This window comes from Bacillus sp. F56, from assembly GCF_001748205.1.
In the GTDB taxonomy this organism is placed as follows: domain Bacteria; phylum Bacillota; class Bacilli; order Bacillales; family Bacillaceae; genus Bacillus; species Bacillus stercoris.
In genome coordinates this window covers 684706-697315 of record NZ_BDFC01000005.1, presented here as the reverse complement: position 1 = coordinate 697315, position 12610 = coordinate 684706, and the positions used below count along the sequence as shown (strand labels likewise).

Here is a 12610-nt window from a genome sequence, read left to right as displayed (position 1 = left end):
TAAGTTTTTTCAAAAAAACACTTGATTTTCTCAAGAATACATAGTATAATGTTAAATGTCACTGAAATTGTCTGGTGATGATGGCGAAGAGGTCACACCCGTTCCCATACCGAACACGGAAGTTAAGCTCTTCAGCGCCGATGGTAGTCGGGGGGTTCCCCCTGTGAGAGTAGGACATCGCCAGGCAGACTTCATTCCGCAGTAGCTCAGTGGTAGAGCTATCGGCTGTTAACCGATCGGTCGTAGGTTCGAATCCTACCTGCGGAGCCATTATTGGAGAGCTGTCCGAGTGGTCGAAGGAGCACGATTGGAAATCGTGTAGGCGGTCAACTCCGTCTCAAGGGTTCGAATCCCTTGCTCTCCGCCACTGATACTTATACATAATTACAATTGAAAGTCTGGGCCCGTTGGTCAAGCGGTTAAGACACCGCCCTTTCACGGCGGTAACACGGGTTCGAATCCCGTACGGGTCATTATATGATGGAGGATTAGCTCAGCTGGGAGAGCATCTGCCTTACAAGCAGAGGGTCGGCGGTTCGAGCCCGTCATCCTCCACCATTATTATCGCGGGGTGGAGCAGTTCGGTAGCTCGTCGGGCTCATAACCCGAAGGTCGCAGGTTCAAATCCTGCCCCCGCAACCAAATTTTAAAATGGTCCGGTAGTTCAGTTGGTTAGAATGCCTGCCTGTCACGCAGGAGGTCGCGGGTTCGAGTCCCGTCCGGACCGCCATTTAAATACTTAGGCTCGGTAGCTCAGTTGGTAGAGCAACGGACTGAAAATCCGTGTGTCGGCGGTTCGATTCCGTCCCGAGCCACCACCTATGCCGGTGTAGCTCAATTGGTAGAGCAACTGACTTGTAATCAGTAGGTTGGGGGTTCAAGTCCTCTTGCCGGCACTGTTTTTCAAAATTTAATGTGGAGGGGTAGCGAAGTGGCTAAACGCGGCGGACTGTAAATCCGCTCCCTCAGGGTTCGGCAGTTCGAATCTGCCCCCCTCCACCATTTATAGGGGCATAGTTTAACGGTAGAACAGAGGTCTCCAAAACCTCCGGTGTGGGTTCGATTCCTACTGCCCCTGCCAAATTTATGACATCTTGAGATTATGGCGGTTGTGGCGAAGTGGTTAACGCACCAGATTGTGGCTCTGGCACTCGTGGGTTCGATTCCCATCAATCGCCCCATATTATCATTGGGCTATAGCCAAGCGGTAAGGCAACGGACTTTGACTCCGTCATGCGTTGGTTCGAATCCAGCTAGCCCAGTCTCACTTTTCATATCAACTGCATATGATGTATTAAGTCCCTTAAAATGCGGAAGTAGTTCAGTGGTAGAACACCACCTTGCCAAGGTGGGGGTCGCGGGTTCGAATCCCGTCTTCCGCTCCAATTACGGCGGCATAGCCAAGTGGTAAGGCAGAGGTCTGCAAAACCTTTATCCCCGGTTCGAATCCGGGTGTCGCCTTTCTTTTGCCGGGGTGGTGGAATTGGCAGACACACAGGACTTAAAATCCTGCGGTAGGTGACTACCGTGCCGGTTCAAGTCCGGCCCTCGGCACCAATTTTACTTACATGGTAGGTTGAATTGGTGTTTGTGTTTTATCATTATAACTAATCTATAAATGATCTACTTATGTAGATCATTTTTTTATTGCTTTGATTTCTCATAACTGGCTAAGTTATGAGAAATCGATGATAGAGATTCTCTTAACACTTTCTATCTTATATTCCCAAAAAAACTTTTTTGAAATACGTTGACACATTATGAGATCCATGATATATTTATATTCGTCGGTTAGATACGACGTAAAAAACTTGCCGGTGTGGCGGAATTGGCAGACGCGCACGACTCAAAATCGTGTTCCTTCTGGAGTGTCGGTTCGACCCCGACCACCGGTATACTGAAGAACCCGTTTCTTATTTAGAAACGGGTTTTTATTTTTATCGAAAAAAAGGAGCCTCAGCTCCTTTTTTTACTTACTCAGCGTATTGGTCTATGATCTCTTCTAGTACCTCTCCTAGCTCTTCTGTATCTTCAAGCTCTGATTGGCTGAAACGGACGCGTACAAGCTGTTCTCCGTCATTATACATCTCTTCCAGCCATCCTCGGAGTCCTCTTGCTCTGCGGTCGACTTCGAAAATGATTTCCAAACCGTCTTCGTCTAAAAGGAAAATGAGCTCTAATTCATCAAGCATCTGACGATAATATCCGGAAGTCGGGACGAACTCGAATTCTTGAACGAACGGAAGGCGACGCTGGAAGTAGGGTGCTTGTTCGCAGTCTGCTTCGTTAAGACGGAAGCCCAGGTTTTCGATAGCTCCCAGGACATTTTCAATCCAAGGGTGCGCTTCAACGAAAATGCGGTCATGATCAGATTTGTCGATACCGCCTTGAATGTCAAGGTCTGTCACCACCGCAACCTCTACTTTTCCTACAGTGATCGGCGTATCTAGAGGCAGAGTGAATGCGAACGGAAATTGATGCTCTTCTCCAGGCTGAATGGCAAATGAACCAGTGACCCGGAAAGAATGAATTGTAGCGTATTTCCGGTGCTCTTCGTCGTCTTTTACAATGACGTACTTGGTGTTAAGCTGTAAGTCAATATAGCGGATGTCCTGAGCGATTTTTCCGCCTTTGACGTGTACAGTTCCCCGGACTTCTTCTCCTGGAAAATATGCATCTTTCTCTAAAATTGTATCGACTTTTGCAGCTCCGATTCCGGCACTTGCCGCAAGTTTCTTAAAAAATGACATGTTTGATCTTCCCCTTTTTCTTTTTCTCAACAGATATACGCAAGAAGGAGGAAAAAAGATTCATTTGATTCATACTTTTTTCCTATTATTCATCTAAGCCTAAGGGCAGACTAAGAATAATATTGAAAACAAAGGAGTAGGTGGAAGTGAATAAAGAAAATTTGGTTGCAGATGAATTACACAGAATGTTTTTGGCTGGTGAGCTGCAAATCACAGTAGAGGAGGATATAAACCATATTTCCGAAAGGCTGAGAAACGGCGATCTCAGTTTAGACCGATTAAGCGGTGAAGACGCGTTTATAAAAGAAACGGTAAACGAGGCTTTAAGAAGAGTGGAGCAATAAAAAAGAGACGGCATCTCATCTTTGAGATCCCGTCTCTTTTTGTGGTCTTTGCTGCAAGATTAAAGTGAATCGATTGAAATTGCTCACCCAAGCCACCCCTTTTCCAACAGAAGATCTGACAGTTCATCATGGAGATGGGCAGCTGTATCTAATTGATCGTGCAATGCTCTTCTGATGTGGGGATTTTCGGCTTCTGTTATTGCGACAGTGCAGTTGTTAATGTTGGTTTTTATTGTTGTTAACAAATCAAAAATGTCTTCGGGATAAAGACTCAATGAGCAAGCCACCTCCTTTGGTTTTTATAGCAGCTCCTGATAAGAAAGTATTTTGCTTTGTTTCTTGCTTCTATTCAAAATGCTATAATAAACAACAAATTTTGTTGGGGAGTGTAATGATGAAACAGATTATTGCGATGGGAGGCGGGGGTTTTTCGATGGAGCCGGAAAATTTGTCCCTCGATCAATATATCCTCAATCAATCGGAACGGGAGTCACCTCGTATTTGTTTTTTGCCGACCGCGAGTGGAGATTCCCAAAATTATATTCAGCGGTTTTATCATGCGTTTCAAACAATGGATTGTGTGCCGTCTCATTTATCCTTATTTAAGCCGCCGTCAACAGATTTAACTTCTTTTGTTATGGAAAAGAACGTGATCTATGTTGGCGGGGGAAATACGCGCAATATGCTTGTGCTGTGGAAGGAATGGGGGCTGGACTTTATTCTCAGAGAGGCATGGAAGAACGGAGTGATTTTAGCTGGATTAAGTGCAGGTGCGATATGCTGGTTTGAAGAAGGTGTGACAGATTCGGCCGGGCCGCTGACAAGTATGAAAAGTTTAGGTTTTTTGCAAGGGAGCTTTTGTCCTCATTATGACGGGGAAAAGGATCGGAGACCGGCATACCACCTGCTGATAGCTAACGAATTCTTGTGCAATGGCTATGCGGCGGACGATGGAGCGGCTCTCCATTTCATAAATGATCAGCTGTTTCAGACTGTGAGTTCAAGATCGGATGCAAAGGCATATCGGGTGATGAGGGATGAACATGGGATATCTGAAATCTCGTTGCCTGTCACATATTTGGGTTCAATTAGCTGAATATTTTCTATATTCCTCTTTTTTTTCGATTGGTTTTATGTTAAGATGAGTTCGAAATCAATAGTTACTGGGGGTGCCCGCTTTCGGGCTGAGAGAGAAGGTAAGCTTCTTAACCCTTTGGACCTGATCTGGTTCGTACCAGCGTGGGGAAGTAGAGGAATTGTTTTTATTATTGTCGTGCTGGGCAATAATATGTTTCTTTCTGACTGTAACCGGGTTCATTTTTATGAATCCGGTTTTTTGTGCTGGTTATGGGCTTGATTTTGTCCTTTCAAACGTAGAGAGGGGAAGGATAAGTAATGCAAAACAATTCAGTGCAGCAAGCCAACATTTCTATTATGTCAAGTTTTTCGGGCAGCAAAAAGGTATACGTGGAGGGTTCTTCTTCAGACATCCAAGTGCCGATGAGGGAGATTACATTGAGTCCGACGACGGGATCGTTCGGCGAGGAGGAAAACGCACCTGTGCGTGTCTATGATACAAGCGGACCGTATACGGACCCCGAAGTTACTATTAATATTCAAGAAGGATTAAAGCCGCTCCGCCAAAAGTGGATTACAGAGCGCGGTGATGTGGAAGAATATGAAGGTCGTGCAATAAAACCAGAAGATAATGGTTATAAAAAAGCAAATCCAAACGTAAGCTACCCAGGGCTAAAGCGGAAACCGCTGAGGGCGAAGGCTGGTCATAATGTCACCCAAATGCACTATGCCAAAAAGGGAATCATTACACCTGAGATGGAGTTTATCGCTATTCGAGAGCATGTGTCTCCCGAATTTGTAAGAGACGAGGTGGCAAGCGGCCGGGCAATCATTCCTTCAAACATTAATCACCCTGAAAGTGAGCCAATGATTATCGGCCGGAATTTTCATGTGAAGATTAATGCGAATATCGGGAATTCAGCTGTTACGTCATCCATTGAAGAGGAAGTGGAAAAAATGACGTGGGCCATCCGCTGGGGAGCAGATACAATGATGGATCTCTCTACAGGAAAAGATATTCATACGACGCGTGAATGGATTATTCGCAATTGTCCTGTGCCTGTGGGAACTGTTCCGATTTATCAGGCGCTTGAAAAAGTAAACGGCGTAGCGGAGGATTTAACGTGGGAGATTTATCGTGATACGCTGATCGAGCAGGCAGAACAGGGAGTGGATTATTTTACGATTCACGCGGGTGTTTTGCTTAGGTATGTGCCGCTGACTGCCAAAAGGACAACTGGTATCGTGTCCCGCGGGGGCGCCATTATGGCACAGTGGTGTCTGGCTCACCATCAAGAAAGCTTTTTATACACTCATTTTGAAGAGATCTGTGAAATCATGAAAACATATGATATTGCGTTTTCTCTTGGGGATGGCCTGCGTCCCGGATCAATCGCCGATGCTAATGACGAAGCACAGTTTGCTGAATTAGAGACGCTTGGAGAGCTGACGCAAATTGCGTGGAAGCATGATGTTCAGGTGATGATTGAGGGTCCTGGACATGTTCCGATGCATAAAATCAAAGAGAACGTCGATAAACAAATGGACATTTGTAAAGAAGCTCCTTTTTATACATTAGGGCCGTTGACAACGGATATTGCCCCTGGATATGACCATATTACTTCAGCGATCGGAGCGGCGATGATCGGTTGGTATGGGACAGCAATGTTATGTTATGTAACGCCGAAGGAGCATTTAGGGCTGCCAAACCGTGATGATGTTCGTGAAGGAGTCATTACATATAAGATCGCTGCGCACGCTGCGGACCTTGCAAAAGGGCATCCCGGAGCGCAAATCCGCGATGATGCGTTATCGAAAGCCCGTTTTGAATTCCGCTGGCGGGATCAGTTTAATCTATCTCTTGATCCGGAAAGAGCGCTTGAATATCATGATGAAACTCTGCCGGCTGAAGGAGCAAAAACCGCTCACTTCTGTTCCATGTGCGGTCCAAAGTTTTGCAGCATGAGAATTTCTCAGGATATTCGAGATTATGCGAAGAAAAACGATCTCAGTGAAGCAGAAGCCATAAATAGAGGATTAAAAGAAAAAGCAAAAGAATTTGTCGATACGGGAAGCAATTTATATCAATAAAAAAGATGAAGATGGAGAATGCTCCATCTTCATTTTTTTAGAAAAACAGAGAACGTCGAAGCGGAGGAATACTCTGTTCAAAGCGGAAAACATTTTCTGGATCATATTTCGTTTTGACACGGCGGAGTCGTTCAACATTTTCGCCGTAATATGTTCTTGGCCAGTTTCTGATTTCGATATCTGGCCAATTTACGTAGTCCCCCATCGTTTCTCTCGAAAGGGATGTTCTCAGCCTCTCAATCCAGCGGACGTTTTGTCTTTTTTCTTCAGGGGATGTCCAGTTTGTTAGGTATTCCTGGGCAATGATTGCATCACGATAATAAAATGCTGTTTGGTCTGGAGCGATCCGTCCGGCTGCTCCGCCGAGCGACTGCTGCCAGACGCTGGCGTTTTGATTCGGAGCGTGCTCCAAAAAGTGTTTAATCGTTGAAATCGCACGTTCTGATAATGGCTTTTCAATGAAAGAGCCGGAGCGTTTCATTTTTTGAGGCTGATTGCCTCCCGGGCTGTTAAAAAAGGTTACCGCTTCAATGAAGGGCATTGCGATTACCATTCCGCTTGTCGGGCTTCCTGCTTTCAATAAAGGCTTTAACAGTTTTTTTAACTCTGTTTTTGGACCGACAAATTGGCCGAGGGCCTCTATCCGGTTTACTTCTTTAGGCCAAAACTCTATTGATGAGGTAAGCCGGTCATCTGTATAGGGGGCCCAGTGCTGCCACGTGTTAAATACTTCTTTAAAATCATCCCAGCCCCATGTAATTGAAAAAATCGACACTTGAGAGATGGGCACTGCTTGAAATGTCATGGAGGTGACAATGCCGAAATTGCCGCCTCCGCCTCCCTGAGACGCCCAAAATAAGTCTGGATGGTTTGAAGAGCTGACTGTAACCAAATCAGCGCCCTCTTTTTCGTCTGCTATTATCATCTCGAGATTCACGAGGCGGTCACAAGTAAGACCGGCAGCCCTTGTTAAAAGTCCAATACCTCCTCCGAGAGTTAAACCTGTGAGCCCTACATTAGCAATGGTGCCTGCGGGAAGCGTCAGGCCGTATTGCCAGAGAGTCCGATAGACTTCTCCCAATTCAGCGCCTGCTTCAATATAGGCAAGCTTTTTATCCTGATTTACAGTTATTTTTTTCATTTCGCTTAAATCAATAACAAGACCGTTATTTAAAAGGGAGAAATTTTCATAGCTGTGCCTGCCGCCTCTAATACGGAAAGGCACATGGTTTTCACGCGCCCATTTCAGCGCATTGAGTGCATCTTGTTTGTTTTGGCAAAACACAATGATGTCAGGATACCTTTCTAAGCTCAGGTTAATATTGGTTCTTGCTTCGTTATAGTCCGGATCATCCCGTGTCACGATACGTCCGGTCAGTTTTGTCTTTTCCACACTCCCACATCTCTTTCTCACGTATTCTAGTTTCTCTAGCTTATGCGTCAGGGTAAAAGAGTGTATAAGGAAAAAGCGTGGATATAATCTAATAAAGCGTCAATATCTTCAAAATATAGTTGACAGGTCGGTATTGTATGAATTAACATGGTCAGTACAAATTTTCAAAACTGTCGCGCTGATCGGAACACCGAAGGCTCTTATCTTTAGATAAGGGCCTTTTTTGTATGAAAAAGGAGGGATTATTGATGGGAGTCAAAAAAGAAAAGGGAAGAAAACGATTCAGGAAGCGAAAAACCTACGGGAATCAGATTTTGCCGCTCGAGCTGCTGATTGAAAAAAACAAACGAGAGATTATAAACAGCGCGGAGCTCATGGAGGAAATTTATATGAAGATTGATGAGAAGCATACGCAAGGCGTAACTAAATATAAAAAAACCCGCTGATTCCAGCGGGTTTTTGCATTTCGATTAAGCATCTTTTTTAATCGGCAATCCAAGGCCTTCTGCAACGCGTTTTCCGTATTCAGGGTCCGCTTTATAGAAGTGCTCGATTTGACGAAGCTTGATGTCTTCTTTTTCTACCGGCTTCATAGCGTTAACGATATTTTCAACAAGGCGGGTACGCTCATCTTCGCTCATTAAACGATACAGGTCACCGGCTTGTGTGTAGTGATCGTTGTGATCGTAGCTTACGCTGTCAGCGATACCTTGTACCGGATATGCTGCTTGCTTATCCTCAGGTGACTCTTTCGGGCCGCCGAAGCTGTTAGGCTCGTAGTATACAGATCCGCCGCCGTTATCGTCAAAACGCATTTGTCCATCACGCTGATAATTGTTTACTTTGTTGCGTGCGCGGTTGATTGGCAGCGCTTGATGGTTTGCGCCGACACGGTAGCGGTGTGCATCATGATAAGCAAACAGTCGGCCTTGAAGCATTTTATCCGGTGAAACATCAATACCAGGCACGAGTGTTCCAGGTGAGAATGTCGCTTGTTCTACTTCAGCAAAGTAGTTTTCCGGATTTCTGTCTAGAACCATGCGTCCGACCTCGATTAACGGGTAGTCTTTTTGAGACCAAACTTTTGTGACATCAAACGGATCGAAACGGTACGTATTTGCATCTTCTAAAGGCATGATTTGCACATATAGTTTCCATGCAGGGTAATCACCGTTTTCGATTGCGTTGAAAAGGTCTTCTGTATGGTAATCAGGATTTTCTCCGGCAATTTTTGCTGCCGTATTGACATCAAGATTTTTCACGCCTTGTTCTGTTTTAAAGTGATATTTAATCCATACGCCTTCGCCTTCGGCATTTGTCCATTTGAATGTATGGCTTCCGAAGCCGTGCATGTGGCGAAGTGTCGCAGGAATTCCGCGGTCAGACATCAGGATTGTCACTTGGTGCAGCGACTCTGGTGAAAGTGACCAGAAATCCCATACAGCCGTAGGGTTTTTCAGGTGTGTTTTTGGATCTCTTTTTTGTGTATGGATGAAATCAGGGAACTTAATTGCATCGCGGATAAAGAATACCGGCGTATTGTTGCCGACGATGTCGTAGTTTCCTTCTTCAGTATAAAATTTAACAGCAAATCCGCGTGGGTCGCGAACTGTGTCAGCCGAGCCAAGTTCACCGGCAACTGTTGAGAAACGGATGAACAGCGGTGTGCGTTTGCCGACTTCAGAAAGGAAAGCGGCTTTCGTATATTTTGTTACGTCGTTTGTCACTTCAAAATATCCGTGTGCGCCTGCTCCTTTAGCGTGAACAACACGTTCAGGAACACGTTCTCGGTTGAAATGGGCCAATTTTTCGAGTAAATGTACATCTTGAATTAAAGTTGGTCCGCGAGAACCGGCAGTCATTGAGTTTTGGTTATCTCCAACCGGAGCGCCCCAGCTAGTTGTCAGTTTATTTGAACTCATGTTATCACCTCTTGGAATTTATAAGAACATAATATCACCTCTAATTAAAAAGTCAATATTATTTTATAATTATTATAAAATAGTTATCTATATTAAGCGATATCTAGTATTGGAAATGGTGAAAAACCTTGTTATACCAGCTATTTCATAGCATTTAATAATTTTCGGAGAAATCATTTTTTCTACTCTACTTGCGAAACAAGCAGAGTAAGTGATAAACAAGGATCAAAAACCGCATTTTAAAAAAGAGTTGACATATCGGAATAATTTGAATTAACATGTTATTCAAACAAAAAACAATTGGGCAGCTGATCGGACCGCCGAAGGCTCTCATCTCTACAAGAACAGAGATGGGGGCCTTTTTGTTTTTTGAAGGCGGGGTTGGCAGAAAGAGGGGATAAAAGTGGCTGTGACCATCAGCATCAAAGAAAAGTCATTTGTTCAAGAGGGCCGCAAAAACACGGTCTTAGAGAACATACAATTATCAATCGCACCAGGTGAATTTTTAACGCTTATCGGACCGAGCGGGTGCGGGAAAAGCACCTTGTTAAAGATTATTGCGGGACTTGATTCTGAATATGACGGGAGTGTTGAAATCAACGGCCGCAGTGTAACAGCTCCGGGTATTCAGCAAGGATTTATTTTTCAGGAGCACCGCCTCTTTCCTTGGCTGACGGTTGAGCAGAATATTGCCGCCGACTTGAATTTGAAGGACCCCACAGTCAAACAGAAGGTGGATGAACTGATCGAGATTGTCAGATTGAAAGGATCGGAGAAAGCATATCCGCGCGAGCTGTCAGGCGGCATGTCACAAAGAGTTGCCATTGCCCGGGCCCTTCTGCGGGAGCCTGAGGTGCTGCTTTTAGATGAACCGTTTGGTGCACTTGACGCTTTTACAAGAAAACATCTGCAGGACGTGCTGCTGGAGATATGGAGGAGGAAAAAAACAACGATGATTCTCGTGACTCACGATATAGATGAATCTGTTTATTTAGGAAATGAGCTTGCGATCCTTAAGGCCAAACCGGGGAAAATCCATAAGCTGATGCCCATTCACTTGGCGTATCCGCGGAACCGGACGACTCCGGATTTCCAAGCGATCAGACAGAAAGTGCTGTCGGAATTCGAGAAAACAGAAGATTTGGAGTACGCTGAAGGATCAGGGATATAGAAAGGGCGGAAGCGGAAATGAAAAAAAGGCTCATTGTATTAGTTGCCGTTATTTTTCTGCTCGCAGGCTGCGGAGCAAACGGAGCCAATGGTGATCACAAACAATTGAAGGAAATTCGTATTGGTATTCAGCAAAGTTTAAGCCCGCTTTTGATCGCGAAGGAGAAAGGCTGGTTCGAAGATGCATTTGAAAAAGAAGGCATCAAAGTGAAATGGGTGGAGTTTCAAAGCGGTCCGCCCCAATTTGAAGGCCTTGCGGCGAACAAACTTGATTTTTCTCAGGTCGGCAATTCTCCTGTGATTGCTGGACAGGCGGCAGGCATTGACTTTAAAGAAATCGGTTTGTCTCAGGACGGATTGAAAGCAAACGGCATCCTTGTGAATCAAGGCAGCGGCATTCAGGAAGTCAAGGACTTAAAGGGGAAGAAAATTGCAGTCGCTAAAGGCAGCAGCGGGTTTGATTTTTTGTATAAAGCGCTTGATCAAGTCGGGTTGTCAGCTAATGATGTGACAATTATTCAGCTTCAGCCTGATGAAGCGGCTTCGGCGTTTGAAAACGGATCTGTTGATGCCTGGTCCATTTGGGAGCCGTACTTGTCATTAGAAACTATGAAACACGGAGCAAAAATCCTTGTGAATGGAGAAAGCACAGATTTATATTCACCGGGCTTTACTTTAGTAAGAACCAAGTTTTCAGAAGAGCATCCAGACGAAGTGGTCCGTTTTCTGAAGGTGTTTAATAAGGCTGTTGTATGGCAAAAGGAACATTTGGATGAAGCAGCAGAACTGTATGCAGACATTAAAGATCTCGATAAAAAGGTCGTCGAAAATGTGCTGAAGAATACTGAGCCCCTGAATGAGGTCATTAGTGACGATATTGTGAAAGCACAGCAGGAAACAGCAGATTTTCAATTTCGAACGCAGGCAATAGATAAGAAGATTGATGTGAAGGATGTTGTGGATAACACTTTTATCAAAAAAGCATTAAATGAACATTCCTCAGGAGGTGATCAATGATGAAAGCAGAGGCTGCGGGCTCGCTGCCCAAAACGAATGCGGAAGCAGTGCGAAAAAAGCCCGGAAGGAAGAAGTATGGCTGGACGAAGGGGCTTTTACTGCCAGCTGTCATCATTGCCACCTGGCAGATTATCGGCGCGCTGGGGCTTGTGTCCGCTACAGTGCTGCCTACGCCTGTGACGATTGTCCTGACCTTTAAGGAGCTTATTTTGTCCGGTGAGCTGTTCGGCCATCTGCAAATCAGCATTTATCGGGCGGCGCTTGGTTTTTTGCTTGGCGCGGGACTTGGATTGATAATCGGGATTTTGGCCGGATTCTCAAAACGAACGGAGCTGTATCTTGATCCATCGTTGCAAATGCTTAGAACGGTACCTCATTTGGCCGTCACGCCGCTGTTTATTTTATGGTTCGGATTTGACGAAGTATCTAAAATTTTGCTGATTGCGCTCGGTGCCTTCTTTCCCGTCTATATCAATACGTTTAACGGTATCCGCGGAGTTGATGCGAAGCTGTTTGAAGTCGCTCGGGTCCTTGAATTTAAATGGCATCAGCAGATAACCAAAGTGATATTGCCGGCAGCCCTGCCCAATATATTGCTAGGCATTCGCTTATCGCTCGGCATTGCATGGCTCGGGCTCGTTGTAGCAGAGCTGATGGGCTCAAGCTCGGGAGTCGGCTATATGATTATGGATGCGAGACAATTTTCACAAACGAACAAAGTCTTTGCAGGGATTATCATTTTTGCAGTGGTTGGAAAGCTGACGGATTCCTTCGTCAGGCTGCTTGAACGAAAGCTGTTAAAGTGGAGAAACAGCTACGAAGGATAGAGTATCTAAGGGGGATGAA

10 protein-coding genes, 16 tRNA genes, 1 rRNA gene, 1 pseudogene and 1 riboswitch are annotated in these 12610 nt (G+C 45.0%); of the genes and pseudogenes, 24 read left to right on the top strand and 4 right to left on the bottom strand.

The features are described 5' to 3' along the window. Positions 1-70: 70 nt before the first annotated feature. The 17 genes from rrf to BFW96_RS08210 all read left to right on the top strand — a co-directional run bounded on the left by rrf (position 71) and on the right by BFW96_RS08210 (position 1895). Positions 71-186, top strand: a 5S ribosomal RNA gene (gene rrf / locus BFW96_RS08290). A 9-nt stretch (positions 187-195) separates the two neighbouring features. After that, positions 196-270: transfer RNA gene (locus BFW96_RS08285), tRNA-Asn, on the top strand. 5 nt (positions 271-275) lie between these two features. Beyond that, a tRNA-Ser gene (locus BFW96_RS08280) sits at positions 276-367 on the top strand. Positions 368-401: 34 nt separating this feature from the next. Beyond that, a tRNA-Glu gene (locus BFW96_RS08275) sits at positions 402-473 on the top strand. A gap of 9 nt (positions 474-482) precedes the next feature. Continuing rightward, positions 483-558 (top strand) — tRNA-Val (locus BFW96_RS08270). Positions 559-565: 7 nt separating this feature from the next. After that, a tRNA-Met gene (locus tag BFW96_RS08265) sits at positions 566-642 on the top strand. An 11-nt stretch (positions 643-653) separates the two neighbouring features. After that, a tRNA-Asp gene (locus BFW96_RS08260) sits at positions 654-730 on the top strand. 12 nt (positions 731-742) lie between these two features. Beyond that, positions 743-818, top strand: a tRNA-Phe gene (locus BFW96_RS08255). Between the two features lie 5 nt (positions 819-823). Beyond that, positions 824-896, top strand: a tRNA-Thr gene (locus BFW96_RS08250). A gap of 21 nt (positions 897-917) precedes the next feature. Continuing rightward, a tRNA-Tyr gene (locus tag BFW96_RS08245) sits at positions 918-1002 on the top strand. 5 nt (positions 1003-1007) lie between these two features. Beyond that, a tRNA-Trp gene (locus BFW96_RS08240) sits at positions 1008-1081 on the top strand. Positions 1082-1105: 24 nt separating this feature from the next. Beyond that, positions 1106-1181, top strand: a tRNA-His gene (locus tag BFW96_RS08235). 9 nt (positions 1182-1190) lie between these two features. Beyond that, positions 1191-1262, top strand: a tRNA-Gln gene (locus BFW96_RS08230). A 48-nt stretch (positions 1263-1310) separates the two neighbouring features. Next, positions 1311-1385 (top strand) — tRNA-Gly (locus BFW96_RS08225). 5 nt (positions 1386-1390) lie between these two features. Further along, positions 1391-1461: transfer RNA gene (locus BFW96_RS08220), tRNA-Cys, on the top strand. A gap of 7 nt (positions 1462-1468) precedes the next feature. Continuing rightward, positions 1469-1557, top strand: a tRNA-Leu gene (locus BFW96_RS08215). Positions 1558-1813: 256 nt separating this feature from the next. Further along, positions 1814-1895, top strand: a tRNA-Leu gene (locus BFW96_RS08210). Between the two features lie 78 nt (positions 1896-1973). Here the strand turns inward: BFW96_RS08210 and spo0M are convergent. Beyond that, complete coding sequence (spo0M, locus tag BFW96_RS08205) at positions 1974-2750, bottom strand: sporulation control protein Spo0M (RefSeq protein ID WP_069839158.1); 777 nt, start codon at positions 2748-2750, stop codon at positions 1974-1976. Positions 2751-2890: 140 nt separating this feature from the next. On the opposite strand from spo0M, the gene BFW96_RS08200 reads away from it, so the two are divergent. Continuing rightward, positions 2891-3094, top strand: coding sequence for a hypothetical protein (locus BFW96_RS08200; RefSeq protein WP_014663285.1), 204 nt, complete (start codon positions 2891-2893; stop codon positions 3092-3094). Between the two features lie 83 nt (positions 3095-3177). Here the strand turns inward: BFW96_RS08200 and BFW96_RS08195 are convergent. Beyond that, positions 3178-3447 (bottom strand): annotated as a pseudogene (locus BFW96_RS08195) (spore coat protein). 41 nt (positions 3448-3488) lie between these two features. On the opposite strand from BFW96_RS08195, the gene BFW96_RS08190 reads away from it, so the two are divergent. Continuing rightward, complete coding sequence (locus tag BFW96_RS08190) at positions 3489-4190, top strand: Type 1 glutamine amidotransferase-like domain-containing protein (protein ID WP_069839157.1); 702 nt, start codon at positions 3489-3491, stop codon at positions 4188-4190. Positions 4191-4249: 59 nt separating this feature from the next. Then, positions 4250-4357, top strand: a riboswitch (TPP riboswitch). Between the two features lie 132 nt (positions 4358-4489). Further along, positions 4490-6262 (top strand): phosphomethylpyrimidine synthase ThiC, encoded by a 1773-nt coding sequence (thiC, locus tag BFW96_RS08185; protein WP_069839156.1) that lies wholly within the window; start codon positions 4490-4492, stop codon positions 6260-6262. A gap of 37 nt (positions 6263-6299) precedes the next feature. Here thiC and BFW96_RS08180 read toward each other — a convergent pair whose 3' ends face one another. Next, the gene (locus BFW96_RS08180) at positions 6300-7655 is read right to left on the bottom strand and encodes an FAD-binding oxidoreductase (protein WP_069839155.1); all 1356 of its coding nucleotides are present in this window, start codon (positions 7653-7655) and stop codon (positions 6300-6302) included. Positions 7656-7903: 248 nt separating this feature from the next. On the opposite strand from BFW96_RS08180, the gene senS reads away from it, so the two are divergent. After that, on the top strand, positions 7904-8101 hold the full coding sequence (senS, locus tag BFW96_RS08175) for a transcriptional regulator SenS (protein WP_069839154.1): 198 nt from the start codon (positions 7904-7906) through the stop codon (positions 8099-8101). A 24-nt stretch (positions 8102-8125) separates the two neighbouring features. On the opposite strand, the gene katA is transcribed toward senS, so the two are convergent. Then, the gene (gene katA / locus BFW96_RS08170) at positions 8126-9577 is read right to left on the bottom strand and encodes a catalase KatA (protein ID WP_014663291.1); all 1452 of its coding nucleotides are present in this window, start codon (positions 9575-9577) and stop codon (positions 8126-8128) included. Between the two features lie 403 nt (positions 9578-9980). On the opposite strand from katA, the gene BFW96_RS08165 reads away from it, so the two are divergent. The 3 genes from BFW96_RS08165 to BFW96_RS08155 are packed head-to-tail and all read left to right on the top strand — an operon-like array spanning position 9981 to position 12591. Next, the gene (locus tag BFW96_RS08165) at positions 9981-10748 is read left to right on the top strand and encodes an ABC transporter ATP-binding protein (protein ID WP_069839153.1); all 768 of its coding nucleotides are present in this window, start codon (positions 9981-9983) and stop codon (positions 10746-10748) included. Between the two features lie 17 nt (positions 10749-10765). Further along, complete coding sequence (locus BFW96_RS08160; protein WP_069839152.1) at positions 10766-11764, top strand: aliphatic sulfonate ABC transporter substrate-binding protein; 999 nt, start codon at positions 10766-10768, stop codon at positions 11762-11764. Continuing rightward, the gene (locus tag BFW96_RS08155) at positions 11761-12591 is read left to right on the top strand and encodes an ABC transporter permease (protein WP_080488008.1); all 831 of its coding nucleotides are present in this window, start codon (positions 11761-11763) and stop codon (positions 12589-12591) included. Before BFW96_RS08160 ends, BFW96_RS08155 begins: the two co-directional genes overlap by 4 nt. The last annotated feature ends 19 nt before the right edge of the window (positions 12592-12610 follow it).

Bases quoted from the DNA above. Each gene is read 5' to 3' on its own strand.
- spo0M (WP_069839158.1), bottom strand. From the start codon at position 2,750: ATGTCATTTTTTAAGAAACTTGCGGCAAGTGCCGGAATCGGAGCTGCA.
- BFW96_RS08190 (WP_069839157.1), top strand. From the start codon at position 3,489: ATGAAACAGATTATTGCGATGGGAGGCGGGGGTTTTTCGATGGAGCCG.
- thiC (WP_069839156.1), top strand. From the start codon at position 4,490: ATGCAAAACAATTCAGTGCAGCAAGCCAACATTTCTATTATGTCAAGT.
- senS (WP_069839154.1), top strand. From the start codon at position 7,904: ATGGGAGTCAAAAAAGAAAAGGGAAGAAAACGATTCAGGAAGCGAAAA.
- katA (WP_014663291.1), bottom strand. From the start codon at position 9,577: ATGAGTTCAAATAAACTGACAACTAGCTGGGGCGCTCCGGTTGGAGAT.
- BFW96_RS08160 (WP_069839152.1), top strand. From the start codon at position 10,766: ATGAAAAAAAGGCTCATTGTATTAGTTGCCGTTATTTTTCTGCTCGCA.
- BFW96_RS08155 (WP_080488008.1), top strand. From the start codon at position 11,761: ATGATGAAAGCAGAGGCTGCGGGCTCGCTGCCCAAAACGAATGCGGAA.